Genomic DNA, 19,537 nt, shown 5'->3' with positions numbered 1-19,537 from the left:
CACGTGCCGGCGTTACGGCAGGTTCCGCGCCATGACGATGCGCTGGACCTGGTTCGTGCCCTCGTAGATCTGGGTGATCTTGGCATCGCGCATCATGCGCTCGACCGGGTAATCACGGGTGTAGCCGTAGCCGCCGAGGAGCTGGACGGCGTCCGTGGTGACCTCCATCGCGACGTCGGAGGCGAAGCACTTGGCGGCGGCGCCGAAGAACGTGAGGTCGGCGTCGACGCGCTCGGACTTGGCGGCGGCCGAGTACGTCAGCTGGCGGGCGGCCTCCAGCTTCATGGCCATGTCGGCGAGCATGAACTGCACGCCCTGGAAGTCCGCGATCGGCTTGCCGAACTGCTTGCGCTCCTGGACGTACCCCTTGGCGTAGTCCAGCGCGCCCTGGGCGACGCCGAGGGCCTGGGCCGCGATGGTGATGCGGGTGTGGTCCAGGGTCTTCATCGCGGTGGCGAAGCCGGTGCCCTCCTCGCCGATCATGCGGTCGGCGGGGATGCGGACGTTGTCGAAGTAGACCTCGCGGGTCGGGGAGCCCTTGATGCCGAGCTTCTTCTCCGGGGCGCCGAAGGAGACACCCTCGTCGGACTTCTCGACGACGAAGGCCGAGATGCCCTTGGAGCGCTTCTCCGGGTCGGTGACGGCCATGACCGTGTAGTACTCGGAGACGCCCGCGTTGGTGATCCAGCGCTTCACGCCGTTGAGGACCCAGAAGTCGCCGTCGCGCACCGCGCGGGTCTTCATGCCGGCGGCGTCGGAGCCCGCGTCCGGCTCGGACAGGCAGTACGAGAACATGCCGTCGCCCTTGGCGAGCGGGCCGAGGTACTTCTTCTTCAGGGCCTCGGAGCCGGACAGGACGACCGGGAGGGAGCCGAGCTTGTTGACGGCCGGGATGAGGGAGGAGGAGACGCAGGCGCGGGCCACCTCCTCGATCACGATGACCGTGGCGAGCGCGTCGGCGCCGGCGCCTCCGTACTCCTCCGGTACGTGGACCGCGTGCAGATCGGCGGCGGTGAGGGCGTCCAGCGCCTCCTGCGGGAAGCGGGCCTCCTCGTCGACCGCGGCCGCGAACGGGGCGATCTTCGCCTCGGCGAGGGCGCGCACCGTCTCACGGAGCATCTCGTGCTCCTCGGCCGGACGGTACAGGTCGAAATCGGTGGAACCCGCCAAGACGCTCACTCCCCAGGGTGCTAACTACCGTTAAGTAACCCAATTTTAGGCGTTCGACCCGGCCCGGGCATACGCGCTCGGGCCGTGAGCTGCGCGACAGCCGCAAATCGGAGGCTCCACGGCCGGGACTATGCTCGTTCACCGCATGTCCGTCCGCATCTCACAGGAGCACTTCATGGCCCTCAGGATCACCGTGATCGGCACCGGCTATCTGGGCGCCACGCACGCCGCGGCCATGGCGGAACTCGGCTTCGAGGTCCTGGGCCTCGACGTCGTGCCCGAGAAGATCGAGATGCTGTCGGCCGGCAAGGTCCCGATGTACGAGCCGGGCCTGGAGGAGTTGCTGCGGCGGCACGTGGCGGGCATCGAGGGCTCCACGGGGCGGCTGCGGTTCACCACCTCCTGGGAGGAGGTGGCCGAGTTCGGTGACGTGCACTTCGTCTGCACCAACACTCCGCAGAAGCACGGCGAGTACGCCTGCGACATGACGTACGTCGAGAGCGCCTTCGACTCGCTGGCGCCGCTGCTGACCCGGCCGGCCCTGGTCGTCGGCAAGTCCACCGTGCCCGTCGGCTCGGCCGCCCGGCTCGCCGCCCGCCTCGCGGAGCTGGCCCCCGTGGGCGCGGACGCGGAGCTGGCCTGGAACCCGGAGTTCCTGCGCGAGGGCTTCGCGGTCGACGACACGCTGCACCCGGACCGGATCGTCGTCGGCGTGGCCGGCGAGCGCGCCGAGAAGCTGCTGCGCGAGGTGTACGCCGTCCCGGTCGCGGAGGGCTCCCCGTTCGTCGTGACGGACTATCCGACCGCCGAGCTGGTGAAGACCGCCGCCAACTCCTTCCTCGCTACCAAGATCTCGTTCATCAACGCCATGGCCGAGGTCTGCGAGGCCGCCGACGGCGACGTCGCCAAGCTCGCCGAGGCGATCGGGCACGACGAGCGGATCGGCAAGAAGTTCCTGCGGGCCGGCATCGGCTTCGGCGGCGGCTGCCTGCCCAAGGACATCCGCGCCTTCATGGCCCGCGCCGGCGAGCTGGGCGCCGACCAGGCGCTGACGTTCCTGCGCGAGGTCGACTCGATCAACATGCGCCGCCGGGGCCACATGGTGGAGCTGGCCCGGGAGGCCGTGGGCGGCGGTTCCTTCCTCGGCAAGCGGGTCGCCGTGCTGGGCGCCACGTTCAAGCCGGACTCGGACGACGTACGCGACTCCCCCGCGCTCAACGTGGCCGGGCAGATCCACCTCCAGGGCGGCCAGGTCACCGTCTTCGACCCGAAGGGCATGGAGAACGCCCGCCGCCTCTTCCCGACGCTCGGGTACGCGGACAGCGCGCTCGAAGCGGTGCGCGGCGCGGACGTCGTGCTGCACCTGACGGAGTGGCGGGAGTTCCGCGACCTGGACCCGGAGGCGCTGGGCGCGGTCGCGGGCAGCCGGACCCTCCTCGACGGGCGCAACGCGCTGGACCCCGCCGTGTGGCGCGCGGCCGGCTGGAGCTACCGGGCGATGGGCCGCCCGACCGCCTGACCCACGGGGCGCCGCCCCTTCTCAGCCGCGCCTCGCGCGGTACGTACGCATCTTGGCGCGGGCGCCGCACACCGACATGGAGCACCAGCGGCGGCGCCCCGCCGGGCTGCGGTCGTAGTAGGCCCACTGGCAGTCCGCCGCCTCGCACGCCTTGAGCCTGGCCCAGGTCCCGTCGGCCGACGCGGCGGCGACGGCTGCCGCGATCCGCGCGGTCAGCCCGGGCGGCTCCTGCACCGGACACAGCGCCGCCCCGCCCGCCGCGTCCACGGTGACCCGCAGCGGCGCGTCGGCGAGCAGCCGGTCCAGTACGCAGAGCGGGCTGTCGTCCGAGCAGTGGCCCGCGTGGGCCAGGCAGGCCGCGCGCAGGGCCTCGCGCAGCGTGCGCGCCGCCGGCACGTCCGGCTCCGCGAGGGCGAAGGCGGCGCGTCCCTCGGCCGTGTCGAGGCTGTCCGCGCCGGTCTCCACGTTCAGGCTGTTGACGAGCGCTTCGACCAGCGCGAGTCCGCCGGGCGCGGAGTCCCTCTCATTCATGGTTGCGACGTTACCTCCAATGCGGGAGCATGCGGTCACGGTTACCGGTTGAGCGCATCAAGCGGTAACGACCTGTCCGTAGTCTGCCCGAGGAGGAAGCAACATGGCTCTGGCCGCAGTGGGTGCCGTCGTCCTGGACTGCCCCGACCCCGTAGCCCTGGCGAACTTCTACGCCGCGCTGATCGGCGGCGAGGTCCGGCAGCAGGAGGACTGGGTGGACCTCACCGGGGGTGCGGGCGCCCCGCTCGCCTTCCAGGCCGCCCCCGGCTTCGTACCGCCGAAGTGGCCGCGCGCCGACGCGTCGCAGCAGTTCCACCTGGACCTGACCGTGCAGGATCTGGACGCGGCGGAGCGGGAGGTGCTGGCGCTGGGCGCGACGGTGCTGGAGGCGGACGACCGGGAGCGGTCGTTCCGGGTGTACGCCGACCCGGCGGGGCACCCGTTCTGTCTCTGCGCCTGCTGAGAAACGGCGCCCCGGTGGCTCAGGCCGCCGGGGCGTCCAGCTGCTCGATCGTGGCGTGCGACGGGCCGCGCCGGGTACGCAGGTCCCGCGCCACGTCCTCGGCGGAGCGCAGCACCCGTACGGCGTTCTGCCAGGTGAGCTTGGCCAGGTCGGCGGCGGACCAGTTCCGGCGCAGCAGCTCCGCGATCAGGTTCGGGTAACCGGCGACGCTCTCCAGGCCCTGCGGGAGGAAGGCGGTGCCGTCGTAGTCGCCGCCGATGCCGATGTGGTCGACGCCCGCGACCTCGCGCATGTGGTCGAGGTGGTCGGCGATGGTGGCCACGGTCGCGGCCGGGCGGGGGTTCGCCGCCTCGAACGCGGCGTGCAGCTTCATCGCGCGCTCGGTGGTGTCCAGGTGGTGCAGCCCGTGGGCGCGGAGGTTCTCGTCGGCGGCCTGCGTCCAGGCGACGGCCTCCGGCAGGACGAACTTCGGCACGAAGGTGGCCATGGCGATGCCGCCGTTGGCCGGGAGCAGGGCCAGGACGTCGTCCGGGATGTTGCGCGGGTGGTCGCAAACGGCGCGCGAGGAGGAGTGCGAGAACATCACCGGCGCCTCGGAGGTGGCGAGCGCGTCGCGCATGGTCGTCGCCGCGACGTGCGAGAGGTCGACCAGCATGCCGGTGCGGTTCATCTCGCGGACGACCTCGTGGCCGAACGGCGAGAGGCCGCCGACACCGGGCTCGTCGGTCGCGGAGTCCGCCCAGGCGATGTTGTCGTTGTGGGTGAGCGTCATGTAGCGGACGCCCAGTGCGTACAGGCCGCGCAGCGTGCCCAGCGAGTTGGCGATCGAGTGGCCGCCCTCGGCGCCCATCAGCGAGGCGATCCGGCCCTCGGCGCGGGCCGCCTCCACGTCGTCGGCGGTCAGGGCGCGCCGGAGGTCGGCCGGGTAGCGCTCCAGGAGTTCGGCGACGGCGTCGATCTGTTCCAGGGTGGCGCTGACGGCGGCGTCGCCCGCGAGGTCGGAGCGTACGTAGACCGACCAGAACTGGGCTCCGACGCCCCCGGCGCGCAGCCGGGGCATGTCGGTGTGCAGGTGGGCCGACTGGTCGGTGGCGATGTCGCGTACGGCCAGGTCGTAGTTGACCTGCTCGCGCAGCGCCCACGGCAGGTCGTTGTGGCCGTCGACGACGGGGTACTCCGCGAGGAGTTCCCGGGCCAGGTCCAGTCGGTCCGTCATGATCCCTACTTCCCGAAGCCGAAGGACTCCGCGCCGGCGGCCTTCTGGCGCAGCCGCTTGCCCTTCTCGGTGGCCTGGTCGTTGAGGTCGCCCAGGAACTCGGTCATCCGGCCCTGGAGCTCGGGGTCGGCCGCGGCGAGGACGCGGACGGCCAGCAGGCCGGCGTTGCGCGCACCGGCGATGGAGACGGTGGCGACGGGGATGCCGGCGGGCATCTGGACGATGGACATCAGGCTGTCCATGCCGTCGAGGTACTTCAGCGGGACCGGGACGCCGATGACGGGCAGCGGGGTGACCGAGGCGAGCATGCCGGGCAGGTGGGCGGCGCCGCCCGCGCCCGCGATGATCGCCTTGAGTCCGCGGCCGGCCGCGTTCTCGCCGTACGCGATCATCTCGCGGGGCATGCGGTGGGCGGAGACGACGTCGACCTCGTACGGGATCCCGAACTCGTCGAGGGCCTTGGCCGCCGCTTCCATGACGGGCCAGTCCGAGTCCGAGCCCATGACGATGCCGACGACCGGGGCGGCGGAGGCGGGGGAAGTCATTCGGTGATCGTTCCTCGCAGGTAGTCGGCCGCGTGCCGGGCGCGCTCGCGCACGTCCGCCAGATCGTCGCCGTAGGTGTTGACGTGTCCGACCTTGCGGCCGGGCTTCACGTCCTTGCCGTACATGTGGATCTTGAGCTGCGGGTCGCGCGCCATGCAGTGCAGGTAGCCCTGGTACATGTCCGGGTAGTCGCCGCCGAGGACGTTGCACATGACCGTCCAGGGGGCGCGGGGGCGCGGGTCGCCGAGCGGGAGGTCGAGGACCGCGCGGACGTGGTTGGCGAACTGCGAGGTGATCGCGCCGTCCATGGTCCAGTGCCCGGAGTTGTGCGGGCGCATGGCCAGCTCGTTGACCAGGATGCGTCCGTCACGGGTCTCGAACAGCTCCACCGCGAGGTGGCCGACCACGCCCAGCTCGGAGGCGATGCGCAGCGCGAGCTGCTGGGCCTCGCCCGCCAGCGCCTCGTCGAGGTCGGGGGCCGGGGCGACGACCGTGTCGCAGACGCCGTCGACCTGGATCGACTCGACGACGGGGTAGGCCACGGCCTGGCCGTGCGGCGAGCGGACGATGTTGGCCGCCAGCTCGCGTACGAAGTCGACCTTCTCCTCGGCGAGGACCGGGACACCGGCCCGGAACGGCTCGGCCGCGTCCGCCTCGGAGCGGACCACCCAGACGCCCTTGCCGTCGTAGCCGCCGCGCACGGTCTTGAGGATGACCGGGAAGCCTCCCGCCTCCTCGGCGAAGGCCGCGGCGTCGGCCGGGTCCTTCACGATGCGGTGGCGGGGGCAGGGGGCGCCGATCTCGGTGAGCTTCGCGCGCATCACCCCCTTGTCCTGGGCGTGCACCAGAGCGTCGGGGCCGGGGCGTACGGGGATGCCGTCCGCCTCCAGGGCCCGCAGGTGCTCGGTCGGCACGTGCTCGTGATCGAAGGTGATCACGTCACAGCCGCGCGCGAAGGCCCTCAGCGTCTCCAGGTCGCGGTAGTCGCCTACGACGACCTCGCCCGCCACCTGGGCCGCGGAGTCCTGAGCGGTGTCGCTGAGGAGCTTGAACTTGATGCCGAGGGGGATGCCCGCCTCGTGGGTCATACGGGCGAGCTGACCGCCACCGACCATGCCGACTACCGGGAAAGTCACGCTCCCAGGGTATCCGCACCGGCGGCCCACGCCCGTGGGCGGGGTGGAGCCCGCCACACCCGCGCTCAACGCACGGGCGTCCGGTGGGCGTCCTGGTTAGCATGGCCAGGTTGACGGAACACGAAGTCGAACTTACGGACGGACTGAGCGATCACATGAGCGAACGAGGCGCACTGCGGGCCCGGCTGGAGCTGCTGGCCCGGGAGATCGCCAAGTTCGGCGTGGTCGGCGTGGTCGGCCTGGTCGTCAACATCGCCGTCTCCAACCTGCTGTGGCGCTACACGGACATCCCGACCGTGCGCGCCGGTCTCCTCGCCACGTTCGTCGCGATCCTCTGCAACTACGTGGGCTTCCGCTACTGGACGTACCGCGACCGCGACAAGACCGGCCGCACGCGTGAGCTGACGCTGTTCCTGCTGTTCAGCGCGGTGGGCGCGGTGATCGAGACCGGTGTGCTGTACATGGCGACGTACGGGTTCGGCTGGGATACGCCGGTCCAGAGCAATGTGTTCAAGATCGTGGGGATCGGGATCGCGACGCTGTTCCGGTTCTGGTCGTACCGGACGTGGGTGTTCAAGGCGCTTCCCGCGCCCTCGGAGGGCGTCGCCGACAAAGAGGCCCTGGTGACGGTGCCCGCGCCCGCGGTGCGGGTCGAGGCGGACCCGGCTCGTCGGTAGGCCCGGGGCCGTCCGGGCGGACGCTTCGTCCTCAATCGCCGGACGGGCTTGTTTTGGCCGTGTGCGGGTGTGACACGCGGGTCACGGACTTGATCCAGCAGCTCACCGCACCGGGCGTTCCGGTTCCTCTCGTGGCTGGGACATGCGGCTCAGGAAGAGGGCGAAGACCGGGGGCTGCTGCTGGAGGAGTTCCAGGCGGCCGCCGTCCGCTTCGGCGAGGTCGCGGGCGACCGCGAGGCCGATGCCCGTGGAGTTGCGGCCGCTGATGGTCCGCTCGAAGATCCGCGCGCCCAGGTCGGCGGGGACCCCGGGCCCCTCGTCCGTGACCTCGATGACCGCCTGGTTGCCGGTGACCCTCGTGCGCAGCGCGACCGTACCGCCACCGTGCATGAGCGAGTTCTCGATCAGCGCGGCCAGCACCTGGGCGACCGCGCCCGGGGTGCCGACGGCGCTGAGCCCCTGCTTGCCGGAGCAGACGATGGCGCGGCCCTCGCCCCGGTAGGCCGGGCGCCACTCCTCGATCTGCTGCTTGACGACCTCGTCCAGGTCGAAGACGACCGCGGAGCCCGTCCGGGGGTCCCGGGCGTTGGTCAGCAGCCGCTCCACCACGTCCGTGAGCCGTTCGACCTGGGCGAGGGCGATGTGCGCCTCCTCCTTCACGGTCTCCGGGTCGTCGGTCAGCGAGATCTCCTCGATCCGCATGGACAGGGCGGTGAGCGGCGTACGCAGCTGGTGGGAGGCGTCGGCGGCGAGCCGGCGCTCCGCGGTCAGCATGCGGGCGATCCGCTCGGCGGAGGCGTCGAGGACGTCGGCGACGCGGTCCAGCTCGGGCACCCCGTACCGCTTGTGGCGCGGGCGGGGGTCGCCGGAGCCCAGGCGCTCGGCGGTCTCGGCGAGGTCGGTGAGCGGCGAGGCCAGCTTGTTGGCCTGGCGTACGGCGAGGAGGACGGCGGAGACGATGGCCAACAGCGCCACCGCGCCGATGATCATCAGCGTGCGGCCGACCTCGCGGGTGACGGCGGAGCGGGACTCCTCGACGGTGACCTTCTCGCCGTGCTCACCCGTCTCGGTGGCGGTGATCACGCTGCCACTGGGGCGCTCGCCGACCTCGATGGGGGCGCGGCCGTCCATCTTGACCAGGGCGTAGCGCTTGTCGTCGATCTGCTCGGCCAGCACCGCGGGGTTGATCCGCTCGGCGCCCAGGAGCCGGCTCTCGATGACGCTGATCAGCCGCAGCGCCTCGGAGTCGACGCTCTCCTGGGCGCTGCTGCTGATGGTGCGGGTCTCGACGATCACGAGGGAGACGCCGAAGACGGCGATCACCACGAGCACGACGGCGAGGGTGGAGTTGATCAGTCGTCGGCGCATGCCTGCTTCTGTACGTCAGTCGGCTCGGGCGGACAGCGGGGACGCTACAGCCTTCAGCTCTTCTCGAAGCGGAAGCCGACGCCCCGCACCGTGGCGATGTAGCGCGGGTTCGCCGCGTCGTCGCCGAGCTTCTTGCGGAGCCAGGAGATGTGCATGTCGAGGGTCTTGGTCGACGACCACCACGTGGTGTCCCAGACCTCGCGCATCAGCTGGTCGCGGGTGACGACCCGGCCCGCGTCCCGCACGAGGACCCGGAGGAGGTCGAACTCCTTGGCGGTGAGCTGGAGTTCCTCGTCGCCCATCCAGGCCCGGTGCGATTCGACGTCGATGCGGACGCCGTGCGTGGCGGGCTGGGGGGCGGGCTCGGTGGCGCCGCGCCGCAGCAGGGCCCGGACGCGGGCGAGGAGCTCGGCGAGGCGGAAGGGCTTGGTGACGTAGTCGTCGGCGCCCGCGTCGAGCCCGACGACCGTGTCCACCTCGTCGGCGCGGGCGGTCAGCACCAGGACCGGCACGGTGTGACCCTCGGCACGAAGCCGGCGGGCGACTTCGAGGCCGTCCATGCCGGGCAGCCCCAGGTCGAGCACGACCAGGTCGATGCCGCCCTGGAGTCCGGCGTCGAGCGCGGTCGGGCCGTCTTCCCGCACCTCGACCTCGTAACCCTCCCGCCGCAGGGCGCGGGCCAGCGGTTCCGAGATGGATGCGTCGTCCTCGGCGAGCAGTACACGGGTCATGCACTGATGGTAGTCCGCGCGGCGGACAGGGCGGGAGGTGATCCGGCAGCCCTGCGGGTCAGCTCCCCGCTACCGTGCGGACCTTCGAATATGCGAGTGTGGTTGCACCTGGACCTGTGATCCATGTCTCAAGTCCTTCCATATCGTGCTCTGTCGTGTCGTATGGTGTCTCAACGCCTATTGCACTACTCAAGGACCTTTGGGCAGCTCTGAGCGCCAAGGGTCTCTTTTGTGTGCGGGGCCGGTACCCGCCGGCCCGGAATTCAGTGAATGACCTGTGGGCCGGGCCCGGAACGCCGACGAAGGCGCAGCCGGGCGTGGATCCCGTCGCGGTGGGCGTACCCGCGGCGGTGCCGGCCTCCCCCCACCGGGCGCGTACCCGCCTCCAAGAGGCGTCGCGTCCCGAGCACACAAGGATCGATCATGGCGTCCAGCCTGACGAAGGACCCGTCGAGCACGGTGGGTGGCGAGAAGACCTTCTTCGGCCACCCCCGCGGCCTGGCGACGCTCTTCATGACCGAGATGTGGGAGCGATACAGCTTCTACGGCATGAAGGCACTGCTCCCGCTGTACCTGATCGCGCCCGGCGGCATGCACATGAACGCCACCACCGCGACGACGATCTACTCCGCCTACATGGCGATGGTCTACCTGCTCGCCATGCCCGGCGGCTGGATGGCCGACCGGTTCTGGGGTCCGCGCAAGACGGTCGCCATCGGCGGTGCCGTCGTCATCCTCGGCCACATCACGCTCGCGGTGCCGAACTCGGCGACCTTCTTCGCCGGTCTCGCGCTCGTCGCGCTCGGCTCCGGCCTGCTGAAGGCCAACATCTCCACGATGGTCGGCCACCTGTACAAGGGCCCCGAGGACCCGCGCCGCGACGGTGGGTTCACGCTCTTCTACATCGGCATCAACGTGGGCGCGTTCCTCGCTCCGCTGACCATCGGCACCGTCGGTGAGAACGTCAACTGGCACTTCGGCTTCGCGCTGGCCGCGATCGGCATGGCGCTGGGCCTCGCCCAGTTCCTGCTCGGCACCCGCCACCTGAGCCCGGAGAGCGACGTCGTCGCCACCCCGGCCACCGAGCAGGAGAAGCAGTCCGCCCTGCGCAAGGGCCTGATCTGGCTGATCGTCGCGGCCGTCTTCTACGGTCTGCTCGGCATCACCGGCAACTTCGTCGACTGGGGCGTCCTGCCGATCACCCTGGCCGGACTGATCATCCCGGTCGCCGTCCTGGTGCGTATGAAGCGCGACAAGGAGCTGACGACCACCGAGCAGTCGAAGCTCTCGGGCTACATCTGGTTCTTCGTGGTCGCCGCCGTCTTCTGGATGATCTACGACCAGAACGGCTCGACCCTGTCGATCTTCGGTGAGAACTCGACGACGAACAGCCTGTTCGGGTTCGACTTCCCGACGTCCTGGTACCAGTCGCTGAACCCGATCTTCGTCATGGCGCTGGCCCCCGTGCTCGCCTCGGGCTGGCTGTGGCTGAACAAGCGCGGCAAGGAGCCGAGCACCGCGGTCAAGTTCGCCTCCAGCCTCGTGCTGATCGGCGTCTCCTTCGCGGTCTTCCTGATCCCGCTGATCGACACCGCCGCCAACGGCGGCAAGGTCAGCCCGATGTGGCTGGTGGCGATCTACTTCATCCAGACCGTCGCGGAGCTGTGCCTCTCGCCGGTCGGCCTGTCGGTCACCACGAAGATGGCCCCGGCGAAGTACAGCTCGCAGATGATGGGCGTCTGGTTCCTCGCCGTCACCGCCGGCGACTCCGTGACCGGTCTGCTCACGTCCAAGCAGCTCGGCGTGGACCTGGACAACACCGGGTCCGTCGCCTTCGAGGTGATCCTCGCCGTCATCGCCGGAGTCGGCATCTGGATGTACCGCAAGAAGGTCGCCCAGCACATGGGCGACGTGCGCTGATCCGGCAGCCACCCGCGCGGGAAGGGGCCGCCGCACCGATCACTCGGTGCGGCGGCCCCTTCCGTATGCCTTCTGCCGCGTCGTTACGCCGGAGCGGCCAGCTCCGCCCAGACGGTCTTGCCGGGCTCGCCGGGGACCCGTACGACTCCCCAGTCCAGGCAGAGCCGCTGCACGATGAACATCCCGTGCCCGCCGGGCCGCCCGGCCCGGTGCGGCGTACGCGGCGCGGGCTGGCCCGCACCGCCGTCGGTGACCTCCACGCGCAGCACCTTGGAGCTGTGGGCGATCCGGAGCTCGTCGGGCCCGTCCGCGTGCAGGCACGCGTTGGTGACCAGCTCGGACACGACCAGCAGGACGTCCTCCGCGGCGGCGCGGCGGTCGGCGCCGGCCGCGGGGAGCCAGCCCCAGTCGTGGAGCGCCTGGCGGGCGAAATCACGGGCCGTCGGCACGATGCCGGTGGCCTCCCGCAACGACAGCGTGCGCCACTGCCGGTCGGCGGCCTCGGCGGGCCGGACGGGCTCGGCGGAAGAAACGCCCGCGCCCTCCGGCTCGCGGCCGAGGTCGCCCGGCGGATGCTGCCGGGTGGTGCTCATCAGCGCTTCACCTCACCGATTCACCATGTCGCCATTGGACAGATGCGAACTATTGAACAGATACGAGTACGAATACCCATACGGACACTGATACAGGAACCGCACAGGCACGGAGGGCCAGGCCGCCCGGGCTCGCCGGAAGATCTCCTGCCCGGCCGAACGGGTACGACACCCCCTACGCCTTCGCGGATCGCGTAACTCACGCGACGGACGGGGCGTCCGGAATGCCGGCGCGCCGTCCGGGTCAGGTCTCCAGGGCCTCGGCGAGCGTGGCGTGGACGGTGAACACCGCCTCCGCGCCCGTGATCTCGAAGACGCGCGCCACCACCGGTTGCATCGCGGCCAGATGAACCCCTCCCCCGGCTTCCTCGGCCTTCAGCCGTGCACCGAGCAGCACGTTCAGCCCGGTGGAATCACAGAAGTCGAGTCGTGAGCAGTCGACCACCAGGCGCGCACGCCCCTGGTCGACCGCGCTCTCCAGCGGCTCGCGCAGCAGATCCGCCGTGTGGTGATCGAGCTCACCGATCGGCGTCACCACCTCGCTGCGCCCCTCGGTCCGGGCCTCGACCTGAAGCCGACCCCGGTTCGCACTGCCGACCGTCCCGCGGTCCATGCCCGTCCCTCTTCACCGCTCGTCACTGTCCGCATCACCGCACGTGCGGGTGCGTGCCCAGCTGTCACTGATGTTCTTGGAACAGTACGCGTTCCCTGCGCCACGCGGTAGCCAGAGACCTCAACAAAGCGGACATATACGGGCAATTGGAGGTTGTAACGAGTCATGGGGAGCGGGTAAGGGTAGAGGGACCCCAAAAAACACGACCGGCTTCGGAGGCGCCGCTTCACCGCAGGAACACGTATGGGCATCGGCAGCCATATGCCGAGAACGATGGAGGAGACCCATGTCACCCCGGCTCGACGTACCGCGTACCCCGTACGCGCCGTCGGCATGTCCTCAGGGACTGACCGAATCACACACCGATGCGCTCGACGGACTTGAGGGGCTTCCCGAGATCCCGCCCTACACCGAGGTGGGGGCGCTGGACGCCAGGGCCCTGTCGAAGACGCTCTTCGCCCGGCTGGAGGCCCTGGAAGAGGGCACGCCGGAGTACTCCTACGTACGCAACACGCTCGTCGAGCTGAACCTGGCCCTGGTCAAGTTCGCCGCGTCCCGCTTCCGCTCCCGCAGCGAGCCGATGGAGGACATCGTCCAGGTCGGCACGATCGGCCTGATCAAGGCGATCGACCGCTTCGAGCTCAGCCGGGGCGTCGAGTTCCCGACCTTCGCGATGCCGACCATCGTCGGTGAGATCAAGCGCTTCTTCCGCGACACCAGCTGGTCCGTGCGCGTCCCGCGCCGCCTTCAGGAGCTGCGGCTCGACCTGGCCAAGGCGGGCGACGAGCTCGCCCAGCAGCTCGACCGGGCGCCCACCGTGGGCGAGCTCGCCGACCGCCTCGGCCTGACCAGTGACGAGGTCGTGGAGGGCATGGCCGCGAGCAACGCGTACACCGCGAGCTCGCTCGACGCCAAGCCCGAGGAGGACGAGCACGAGGGCGCGCTGGCCGACCGGATCGGCTACGAGGACCACGGGCTCGAAGGCATCGAGTACGTCGCGTCCCTGAAGCCGCTCATCGCCTCGCTGCCGGGCCGCGACCGCCAGATCCTCTCGCTGCGGTTCGTCGCCAACATGACGCAGTCGGAGATCGGCGAGGAGCTGGGCATCTCCCAGATGCACGTGTCGCGCCTCCTCTCACGCACCCTGGTCAAGCTGCGCAAGGGTCTGACGCTGGACGAGTGAGACGCGTCCGCGCCCCGCGCGCGGACGAACCGGAAAGGACCTGCCCCGGACGGGGCAGGTCCTTCCGCGTTCCGGGCCCTTCCGGCGGTCAGGCCACGCGTGCGCCGGCGCGCCACACCTCGTGGACCAGCGGCACGCCCGGCCGGTACGCGAGGTGGACGTGGCTGGGCGCGTCCAGGACCACCAGGTCGGCGCGGGCGCCCGGGGTCAGGCGGCCGATGTCGTCGCGGCGCAGGGCCGCGGCGCCGCCCGCCGTGGCGGACCAGAGGGCCTCGTCCGGGGTCATGCCCATGTCGCGGACGGCGAGGGCGATGCAGAACGGCAGGGACGAGGTGAACGAGGAGCCCGGGTTGCAGTCCGTGGAGAGCGCGACGGTGGCGCCCGCGTCGAGCAGCCGGCGGGCGTCCGGCCAGGCGGCCCGGGTGGAGAACTCCGCACCCGGCAGCAGGGTGGCCACGGTGGCCGACTGGGACAGCGCGTCCACGTCCGCGTCGGTCAGATGGGTGCAGTGGTCGGCGGAGGCTGCGTCGAGCTCCACGGCGAGCTGGACGCCGGGCCCGTGGCCGAGCTGGTTGGCGTGCACCCGGGGGTGCAGGCCCCTGGCGCGGCCCGCGGTGAGGATCGTGCGGGCCTGGTCGCCGTCGAAGGCACCGCGCTCGCAGAAGACGTCGATCCAGCGGGCGTACGGGGCGCAGGCGTCGAGCATCGGCCCGGTTACCAGGTCCACGTAGCCGGCCGGGTCGTCGGCGTAGTCCGGGGAGACGATGTGGGCGCCCAGGAAGGTGACCTCGTCGGTGTGGCGGGCGGCGACGCGCAGCGCGCGGGCCTCGTCCTCGACGGTGAGGCCGTAGCCGGACTTGGTCTCGAAGGTGGTGGTGCCCTGGCGCAGCGCCTCGGCGAGGTAGCGGGCGACGTTGGCGGAGAGCTGCTCGTCGGTCGCGGCGCGGGTGGCGGCGACGGTGGTGCGGATGCCGCCCGCGCTGTAGGCGCGGCCGGACATCCGGGCGTTGAACTCCTGGGTGCGGTCACCCGCGAAGACCAGGTGCGAGTGCGAGTCGACGAAGCCGGGGATCACGGCCCGGCCGCCCGCGTCGACGGCGTTGTCGGTGGCGGGTGCTTTGCTCGACTCACCGGTCCAGACGACGCGGTCGCCCTCGATGACGACGGCCGCGTCCTGGATCAGCCCGAGGGGGAGGAGTCGCCGAGGGAGGGGTCGTTGGTGACGAGTGCGGAGATGTGGGTGATGGCGGTCGTCGTCATCGGGGGACTGCTCTCCTTGTGTGGGAGCCGGGGGGTGGTCGCCGGGTTGCCGCTCAGGGACGCAGCGCACCGATGGCCTGGGCGAGCGCGTGCGGGACGTCGTCGACCAGGGTGTGCCGCCCGTCGCGTACGAGGTGGCGCCCCGCCACCACCGTGTGGCGGACGTCGGCCGCGGAGGCGGCGAATACCGCCGTCTCCGCTGCCAGCCGCGGCACGGGCCCGGCTGTCCTGACGGAGTCCAGGGCCACGGTCACCAGGTCGGCGGGGGCGCCCGCTTCGAGGACGCCCGCGCCGGGGCGGCCGAGCGCGGCGTGCCCGTCGGCGGAGGCGGCGCGCAGCAGGGCGGCGGCCGTCCAGTGGCCGCGCCCGCGGGTGCGCAGCCGTTCGTCCAGCTCCATCGCGCGGGCCTCCTCGAAGAGGTCGATCACCGCGTGGCTGTCGCTGCCCAGCGAGAGCGGGGAGCCGGCGCGCTGGAGGGCTGCCGCGGGGCCGATGCCGTCGGCGAGGTCGCGTTCGGTGGTCGGGCACATGCAGGTGCCGGTGGACGTCGAGCCGATGAGGGCGATGTCCTCGTCGGTGAGGTGGGTGTTGTGGACGCCGGTGGTGCGGGGTCCGAGGACGCCGTGGTCGGCGAGGAGCCGGGTGGGGGTGCGCCCGTGCGCGGCGAGGCAGGCGTCGTTCTCGGCGGTCTGCTCGGAGAGGTGGACGTGCAGGGGTGCCCGCCGTTCCTCGGCCCAGCGGGCGACGGTGGACAGCTGGTCCGCCGGGACCGCCCGTACGGAGTGGACGGCGGCGCCGATGAGCGTGTGGTCGTCGCCCTTGAGGAGGGCGGCGCGTTCGGCCCAGGCGTCGGCGGTGCCGTCGCTGAAGCGGGCCTGGTGCCGGTCGGGTTCACGGTAGTCGGCGGGCCCGGAGCCGAATCCGGCGGAGAGGTAGGCGGTGTCGAGCAGGGTGATGCGGATGCCGGCCGCGCGGGCGGCCGCGATCAGGGCCTCGCCCATGGCGTTCGGGTTGTCGTAGGGGGTGCCGCCGGGCCCGTGGTGCAGATAGTGGAATTCGCCGACCGCGGTGATCCCGGCGAGCGCCATCTCCGCGTACACCGCGCGGGCCAGCGCGTAGTAGGTGTCCGGGGTGAGCCGGGAGGCGACCTGGTACATGGTCTCGCGCCAGGTCCAGAAGGTGCCCGAGCCGACCTGGACGGTGGAGCGCAGGGCGCGGTGGAAGGCGTGCGAGTGGGTGTTGGCCAGGCCGGGCAGGGTGAACCCGCGCAGCGCGGTCGCGCCGGGCGGCGGGGTGTCCACGCCGGTGCGGACGCGGGCGATCAGCCCGTCGGACACGTCCAGGGCGACGCCCGGCTCGACATGGGTGCCGAGCCAGGCGTGGGACAGCCAGTACGTCTCGGTGACGGGCGCGCCCGTCGCCTGCGTCGTCAGCGGCACGCGAGACCTTCCAGTACGTCGGCGAGTGCGGTGACCCCGGCCACGCAGTCGTCCTCGGCGGCGTGTTCGGCCGGCGAGTGCGAGATCCCGGTCGGGTTCCGTACGAACAGCATGGCGGTCGGGACCGAAGCGGACAAAATACCCGCGTCGTGTCCGGCGCCGGTGCCGAGTACGGGGACCGGGCGGCCGGTGCCGTGGGCGGCGCCCTTGAGCAGGGTGGACAGCTCGTCGCGCAGGGCGTGCTGGAACTCGACCACGGGCGTGAAGGACTCGCGTACGACGTCGAGGTCGATGCCGGCCCGCTCGGCGTGCTCGCGGGCGGCGCGCTCGACGGCTGCGACGACCGTGTCCAGGGTGTCCTGGTCGGCGGCGCGGGAGTCGAGCCAGCCGCGCACGAGGGAGGGGATGGCGTTGACCCCGTTGGGCTCGACGGCGATCTTGCCGAAGGTGGCGAGGGCGCCCGCGAGTTCCGCCTCCCGGCGGGCGGCGAGGACGGTCTCGGCGTACGTGAGCATCGGGTCGCGGCGGTCGGTGAGCCGGGTGGTGCCCGCGTGGTTGGCCTCGCCCCGGAAGTCGAACCGCCAGCGCCCGTGCGGCCAGATCGCGGAGGCGATGCCGACGGGGTCGCCGGTGAGGTCGAGGGCGCGGCCCTGCTCGACGTGGAGCTCGACGAACGCACCGATCCGGGCGAGCCGTTCGGGATCGGGCCCGATTGCGTCGGGGTCGTATCCGGCGGCGGCCATGGCCTGCGGCAGGGTGACGCCCTCCGCGTCGCGGAGCCGGTGCGCGGCCTCGACGGTCAGCTGCCCGGCGGCGAGCCGGGAGCCGACGCAGGCGAGGCCGAAGCGGGCGCCCTCCTCGTCACCGAAGTTGGTGATGGCCAGCGGCTTGGTGAACTCCACTCCCCTGCGGCGGAGTTCGTCGAGCGCGGCGAATGAGGAGACGACGCCGAGCGGCCCGTCGAAGGCGCCGCCGTCCGGCACGGAGTCGAGGTGCGACCCGGTGACGACGGCGTCCCCGGCGAGCGGATCCCCGAGCCAGGCCCACTGGTTCCCGTTCCGGTCGGTCTCCAGGGTCAGCCCGCGCGCCTCGGCCTGCGCCCGGAACCAGTCCCGGCAATCGCCGTCGGCCCCGGTCCACGCGTACCGCCGGTATCCCCCGCTGTCGCGGTGCCGCCCGATGGGAGCCAGCTCGGCCCACATGGCCTGGAAGCCTGGTTGTGGGCGATCGTTCCGCAGGGCGAGGGGGGTACCTCCCACGCCTTCAGGGCTGTGGGGGAGGGCGGGCACAACGGAACCCGCACCCGGCAACGCCCCCGCACCGTCCCCCGGCGCATCCGGACGCATCACGCCCCGTCCTCCCTCATCGGCACCCGCACACCCTTGTCCGCAGCCACCGCGTCCGCGGCCTCGTACCCCGCGTCCACGTGCCGGATCACCCCCATGCCCGGGTCGTTCGTCAGCACCCGCCGGATCTTCTCGCCGGCCAGCGGCGTCCCGTCGGCGACGGTCACCTGCCCGGCGTGGATGGAGCGGCCCATGCCGACCCCGCCGCCGTGGTGGAGAGAGACCCAGGAGGCGCCCGACGCGACGTTGACCATGGCGTTCAGCAGCGGCCAGTCGGCGATCGCGTCGGAGCCGTCGAGCATGGCCTCGGTCTCGCGGTACGGGGACGCCACGGACCCGCAGTCCAGGTGGTCGCGCCCGATCGCCAGCGGCGCCGCCAGTTCGCCGCTCGCCACCATGTCGTTGAAGCGCTCGCCGGCCCGGTCGCGCTCGCCGTAGCCGAGCCAGCAGATGCGGGCGGGCAGCCCCTGGAAGTGGACGCGCTCGCCGGCCATTTTGATCCAGCGGTGCAGGGACTCGTTCTCCGGGAAGAGTTCGAGCAGGGCCTTGTCCGTCTTGTGGATGTCGGACGCCTCGCCGGACAGGGCCGCCCAGCGGAACGGGCCCTTGCCCTCGCAGAACAGCGGCCGGATGTACGCCGGTACGAAGCCGGGGAAGTCGAAGGCGCGCTCGTACCCGGCGAGCTGGGCCTCGCCCCGGATCGAGTTGCCGTAGTCGAAGACCTCCGCGCCGGCGTCCATGAAGCCGACCATCGCCTCGACGTGCCGGGCCATCGATTCGCGGGCCCGCTGGGTGAAGTCGGCGGGCTTCTCGGCGGCGAGGCCGGCCATGTCGTCGAAGTCGACGCCGAGCGGAAGGTAGGCCAGCGGGTCGTGCGCGCTGGTCTGGTCGGTGACGATGTCGACCGGGGCGCCCTCGGCGAGCATCCGCGGCAGCAGTTCCGCCGCGTTGCCGAGGAGGCCGATGGAGAGCGGGCGGCGGGCGTCCCGGGCCTCGACGGCGAGCTGGAGCGCGTGCTCCAGGCTGTCGGCCCTCACGTCGAGGTAGCGGTGCTCGATGCGGCGCTCGATGGCGCGCGGGTCGCAGTCGACGCAGATCGCGACGCCGTCGTTCATGGTCACCGCGAGCGGCTGGGCGCCGCCCATGCCGCCGAGTCCGGCGGTCAGGGTGATCGTCCCGGCCAGCGAGCCGCCGAACTTCTTCGCGGCGACGGCGGCGAAGGTCTCGTAGGTGCCCTGGAGGATGCCCTGCGTGCCGATGTAGATCCATGAACCGGCGGTCATCTGGCCGTACATGGTGAGCCCGAGCGCCTCCAGGCGGCGGAACTCCTCCCAGTTCGCCCAGTCGCCGACCAGGTTGGAGTTGGCGATCAGGACCCGGGGCGCCCACTCGTGGGTCTGCATGACGCCGACCGGCCGCCCGGACTGGACGAGCATCGTCTCGTCCTGCTTGAGCGTGCGCAGCGTGCGGACCATCGCGTCGAAGGAGCGCCAGTCGCGGGCCGCCTTGCCCGTGCCGCCGTAGACGACGAGCTTGTCGGGGTGCTCGGCGACCTCGGGGTCGAGGTTGTTCTGGAGCATCCGCAGGGCGGCTTCCTGCTGCCATCCCAGGGCGGTCAGTTCCGTACCGCGCGGCGCCCGTACGGGGCGGGGTCCTGACATGGCGGTGCCTCCTCGCGACTGTGAGTTTTCTATTCACATCTTGAGCCGGTGAATAGCTCCAGTCAACAGCCCCGGCCGCACGGCCCTGAGGAGGCGTTCCGTCCGTTTCGCGGCGGGGCATTCTCCGCAACGACCCGCATGTACCGATGGAAAATGCCAGAACCTC

Annotated in this window: 17 protein-coding genes and 1 pseudogene; 5 read left to right on the top strand and 13 right to left on the bottom strand. The window is 71.5% G+C overall.

Features of this window, described 5'->3' with window-relative positions; all coding sequences use genetic code 11:
• Window positions 1-12: 12 nt before the first annotated feature.
• Window positions 13-1,170 (bottom strand): acyl-CoA dehydrogenase family protein, encoded by a 1,158-nt coding sequence (locus BLW14_RS19595; protein ID WP_018524719.1) that lies wholly within the window; start codon window positions 1,168-1,170, stop codon window positions 13-15.
• 175 nt (window positions 1,171-1,345) lie between these two features.
• Here BLW14_RS19595 and BLW14_RS19590 point away from each other — a divergent pair, with 175 nt between their 5' ends.
• Window positions 1,346-2,689 carry a UDP-glucose dehydrogenase family protein gene (locus BLW14_RS19590; RefSeq protein ID WP_093710786.1) on the top strand — a complete coding sequence of 448 codons (1,344 nt, stop codon included), beginning with the start codon at window positions 1,346-1,348 and terminating at the stop codon, window positions 2,687-2,689.
• Between the two features lie 21 nt (window positions 2,690-2,710).
• Here BLW14_RS19590 and BLW14_RS19585 read toward each other — a convergent pair whose 3' ends face one another.
• Complete coding sequence (locus tag BLW14_RS19585) at window positions 2,711-3,220, bottom strand: CGNR zinc finger domain-containing protein (RefSeq protein ID WP_093708541.1); 510 nt, start codon at window positions 3,218-3,220, stop codon at window positions 2,711-2,713.
• A 103-nt stretch (window positions 3,221-3,323) separates the two neighbouring features.
• On the opposite strand from BLW14_RS19585, the gene BLW14_RS19580 reads away from it, so the two are divergent.
• The gene (locus BLW14_RS19580) at window positions 3,324-3,683 is read left to right on the top strand and encodes a VOC family protein (RefSeq protein WP_093708540.1); all 360 of its coding nucleotides are present in this window, start codon (window positions 3,324-3,326) and stop codon (window positions 3,681-3,683) included.
• A 19-nt stretch (window positions 3,684-3,702) separates the two neighbouring features.
• Here BLW14_RS19580 and BLW14_RS19575 read toward each other — a convergent pair whose 3' ends face one another.
• The 3 genes from BLW14_RS19575 to BLW14_RS19565 are packed head-to-tail and all read right to left on the bottom strand — an operon-like array spanning window position 3,703 to window position 6,580.
• Window positions 3,703-4,899: a dipeptidase gene (locus BLW14_RS19575; RefSeq protein WP_093708539.1), complete on the bottom strand. Its 1,197-nt coding sequence runs from the start codon at window positions 4,897-4,899 to the stop codon at window positions 3,703-3,705.
• Window positions 4,900-4,904: 5 nt separating this feature from the next.
• A complete protein-coding gene (gene purE, locus BLW14_RS19570) occupies window positions 4,905-5,444 on the bottom strand; it encodes a 5-(carboxyamino)imidazole ribonucleotide mutase (RefSeq protein ID WP_093708538.1) in 540 nt (179 codons plus the stop codon).
• Complete coding sequence (locus BLW14_RS19565; protein ID WP_093708537.1) at window positions 5,441-6,580, bottom strand: 5-(carboxyamino)imidazole ribonucleotide synthase; 1,140 nt, start codon at window positions 6,578-6,580, stop codon at window positions 5,441-5,443. Before BLW14_RS19565 ends, purE begins: the two co-directional genes overlap by 4 nt.
• A 155-nt stretch (window positions 6,581-6,735) precedes the next feature.
• Here BLW14_RS19565 and BLW14_RS19560 point away from each other — a divergent pair, with 155 nt between their 5' ends.
• A complete protein-coding gene (locus tag BLW14_RS19560) occupies window positions 6,736-7,257 on the top strand; it encodes a GtrA family protein (RefSeq protein ID WP_093708536.1) in 522 nt (173 codons plus the stop codon).
• A 102-nt stretch (window positions 7,258-7,359) separates the two neighbouring features.
• On the opposite strand, the gene BLW14_RS19555 is transcribed toward BLW14_RS19560, so the two are convergent.
• Window positions 7,360-8,625: an ATP-binding protein gene (locus BLW14_RS19555; protein WP_093708535.1), complete on the bottom strand. Its 1,266-nt coding sequence runs from the start codon at window positions 8,623-8,625 to the stop codon at window positions 7,360-7,362.
• A 53-nt stretch (window positions 8,626-8,678) separates the two neighbouring features.
• Window positions 8,679-9,356 (bottom strand): response regulator transcription factor, encoded by a 678-nt coding sequence (locus tag BLW14_RS19550; protein WP_018524728.1) that lies wholly within the window; start codon window positions 9,354-9,356, stop codon window positions 8,679-8,681.
• 423 nt (window positions 9,357-9,779) lie between these two features.
• On the opposite strand from BLW14_RS19550, the gene BLW14_RS19545 reads away from it, so the two are divergent.
• Window positions 9,780-11,276, top strand: a complete 1,497-nt coding sequence (locus tag BLW14_RS19545) for a peptide MFS transporter (RefSeq protein WP_093708534.1) — start codon at window positions 9,780-9,782, stop codon at window positions 11,274-11,276.
• 83 nt (window positions 11,277-11,359) lie between these two features.
• On the opposite strand, the gene BLW14_RS19540 is transcribed toward BLW14_RS19545, so the two are convergent.
• Together BLW14_RS19540 and BLW14_RS19535 are read right to left on the bottom strand one after the other, a co-directional pair.
• Window positions 11,360-11,869 carry an ATP-binding protein gene (locus tag BLW14_RS19540; RefSeq protein ID WP_093708533.1) on the bottom strand — a complete coding sequence of 170 codons (510 nt, stop codon included), beginning with the start codon at window positions 11,867-11,869 and terminating at the stop codon, window positions 11,360-11,362.
• A gap of 244 nt (window positions 11,870-12,113) precedes the next feature.
• Window positions 12,114-12,482, bottom strand: a complete 369-nt coding sequence (locus tag BLW14_RS19535) for an STAS domain-containing protein (protein ID WP_093708532.1) — start codon at window positions 12,480-12,482, stop codon at window positions 12,114-12,116.
• Between the two features lie 286 nt (window positions 12,483-12,768).
• Here BLW14_RS19535 and BLW14_RS19530 point away from each other — a divergent pair, with 286 nt between their 5' ends.
• On the top strand, window positions 12,769-13,665 hold the full coding sequence (locus BLW14_RS19530; RefSeq protein WP_093708531.1) for an RNA polymerase sigma factor SigF: 897 nt from the start codon (window positions 12,769-12,771) through the stop codon (window positions 13,663-13,665).
• 88 nt (window positions 13,666-13,753) lie between these two features.
• Here BLW14_RS19530 and hutI read toward each other — a convergent pair.
• From hutI to hutU, 4 genes and pseudogenes are all read right to left on the bottom strand, one after another.
• Window positions 13,754-14,925: pseudogene (hutI, locus tag BLW14_RS19525) on the bottom strand (imidazolonepropionase).
• A gap of 53 nt (window positions 14,926-14,978) precedes the next feature.
• Window positions 14,979-16,364: a formimidoylglutamate deiminase gene (locus BLW14_RS19520; protein WP_093708530.1), complete on the bottom strand. Its 1,386-nt coding sequence runs from the start codon at window positions 16,362-16,364 to the stop codon at window positions 14,979-14,981.
• Complete coding sequence (locus BLW14_RS19515) at window positions 16,355-17,566, bottom strand: allantoate amidohydrolase (protein ID WP_093708529.1); 1,212 nt, start codon at window positions 17,564-17,566, stop codon at window positions 16,355-16,357. The genes BLW14_RS19520 and BLW14_RS19515 overlap by 10 nt, the downstream gene beginning before the upstream one ends.
• Before the next feature lie 143 nt (window positions 17,567-17,709).
• A complete protein-coding gene (gene hutU / locus BLW14_RS19510; protein WP_093708528.1) occupies window positions 17,710-19,371 on the bottom strand; it encodes a urocanate hydratase in 1,662 nt (553 codons plus the stop codon).
• Window positions 19,372-19,537: the final 166 nt, after the last annotated feature.

This window comes from Streptomyces sp. 2131.1 (genome assembly GCF_900105515.1).
In the GTDB taxonomy this organism is placed as follows: Bacteria; Actinomycetota; Actinomycetes; order Streptomycetales; family Streptomycetaceae; genus Streptomyces; species Streptomyces drozdowiczii.
The sequence above is the reverse complement of the archived record's forward strand: the minus strand, read 5'-3'. Positions and strand labels throughout refer to the sequence as shown.

Coding starts and splice junctions, on each gene's coding strand:
- BLW14_RS19590 (WP_093710786.1), top strand. CDS start 1,346: ATGGCCCTCAGGATCACCGTGATCGGCACCGGCTATCTGGGCGCCACG.
- BLW14_RS19585 (WP_093708541.1), bottom strand. CDS start 3,220: ATGAATGAGAGGGACTCCGCGCCCGGCGGACTCGCGCTGGTCGAAGCG.
- BLW14_RS19580 (WP_093708540.1), top strand. CDS start 3,324: ATGGCTCTGGCCGCAGTGGGTGCCGTCGTCCTGGACTGCCCCGACCCC.
- BLW14_RS19575 (WP_093708539.1), bottom strand. CDS start 4,899: ATGACGGACCGACTGGACCTGGCCCGGGAACTCCTCGCGGAGTACCCC.
- purE (WP_093708538.1), bottom strand. CDS start 5,444: ATGACTTCCCCCGCCTCCGCCGCCCCGGTCGTCGGCATCGTCATGGGC.
- BLW14_RS19560 (WP_093708536.1), top strand. CDS start 6,736: ATGAGCGAACGAGGCGCACTGCGGGCCCGGCTGGAGCTGCTGGCCCGG.
- BLW14_RS19555 (WP_093708535.1), bottom strand. CDS start 8,625: ATGCGCCGACGACTGATCAACTCCACCCTCGCCGTCGTGCTCGTGGTG.
- BLW14_RS19550 (WP_018524728.1), bottom strand. CDS start 9,356: ATGACCCGTGTACTGCTCGCCGAGGACGACGCATCCATCTCGGAACCG.
- BLW14_RS19545 (WP_093708534.1), top strand. CDS start 9,780: ATGGCGTCCAGCCTGACGAAGGACCCGTCGAGCACGGTGGGTGGCGAG.
- BLW14_RS19540 (WP_093708533.1), bottom strand. CDS start 11,869: ATGAGCACCACCCGGCAGCATCCGCCGGGCGACCTCGGCCGCGAGCCG.
- BLW14_RS19535 (WP_093708532.1), bottom strand. CDS start 12,482: ATGGACCGCGGGACGGTCGGCAGTGCGAACCGGGGTCGGCTTCAGGTC.
- BLW14_RS19530 (WP_093708531.1), top strand. CDS start 12,769: ATGTCACCCCGGCTCGACGTACCGCGTACCCCGTACGCGCCGTCGGCA.
- BLW14_RS19515 (WP_093708529.1), bottom strand. CDS start 17,566: ATGTGGGCCGAGCTGGCTCCCATCGGGCGGCACCGCGACAGCGGGGGA.
- hutU (WP_093708528.1), bottom strand. CDS start 19,371: ATGTCAGGACCCCGCCCCGTACGGGCGCCGCGCGGTACGGAACTGACC.